General features: G+C 45.8%; 1 protein-coding gene. It reads left to right on the top strand.

Annotated elements, in window-relative coordinates:
- Positions 1-1,007, top strand: a 1,007-nt coding sequence (gene tuf, locus EKG39_RS23265) for an elongation factor Tu (protein ID WP_126508325.1), incomplete at both ends; no start/stop codon positions are given.

Raw genomic sequence — 1,007 nt, 5'->3', positions numbered from 1 at the left:
CACGTTGACCATGGTAAAACTACTCTAACTGCTGCAATCTCTGCAGTATTGACTAAGACTTACGGTGGTGAAGTTAAAGACTTCGCACAAATCGATAACGCTCCAGAAGAGCGTGAGCGCGGTATTACAATTAATACTTCTCACATCGAATATGACACACCTACTCGTCACTACGCACACGTAGATTGTCCTGGTCACGCCGATTATGTTAAAAACATGATCACTGGTGCTGCTCAAATGGACGGCGCGATTCTAGTAGTTGCTTCTACAGATGGTCCAATGCCACAGACTCGTGAGCACATCCTGCTTTCTCGTCAGGTTGGTGTACCTTTCATCATCGTATTCATGAACAAGTGTGACATGGTTGATGACGAAGAGCTTCTTGAGCTTGTAGAAATGGAAGTTCGTGAACTTCTTTCTGAATATGAATTCCCAGGTGATGACCTACCAGTTATCCAAGGTTCTGCGCTTAAAGCCCTTGAAGGCGAGCCAGAGTGGGAAGCTAAGATCCTTGAGCTTGCAGAAGCACTAGATACTTACATTCCAGAGCCAGAGCGTGCTATCGATGGTGCATTCATTCTTCCAATCGAAGATGTTTTCTCAATCTCAGGCCGTGGTACAGTTGTTACCGGTCGTGTAGAGCGCGGTATCATCAAAGTTGGTGAAGAAGTAGAAATCGTAGGTATCAAAGATACTACTAAGACTACTTGTACTGGTGTTGAAATGTTCCGTAAGCTTCTTGACGAAGGTCGTGCTGGCGAGAACTGTGGTGTTCTTCTACGTGGTACTAAGCGTGAAGATGTTGAGCGTGGTCAGGTTCTTGCTGCTCCTGGTTCAATCACTCCACACACTACTTTCAAGTCAGAAATCTACGTTCTGTCAAAAGAAGAAGGCGGACGTCACACTCCATTCTTCAAAGGCTACCGTCCACAGTTCTACTTCCGTACAACTGACGTAACCGGTACTATCGAATTGCCAGAAGGCGTAGAGATGGTAATGCCTGGTGA

Origin of the sequence: Shewanella atlantica, from assembly GCF_003966265.1 — a bacterium.
GTDB classification, from domain to species: Bacteria; Pseudomonadota; Gammaproteobacteria; order Enterobacterales; family Shewanellaceae; genus Shewanella; species Shewanella atlantica.
The sequence above is the reverse complement of the archived record's forward strand: the minus strand, read 5'-3'. Positions and strand labels throughout refer to the sequence as shown.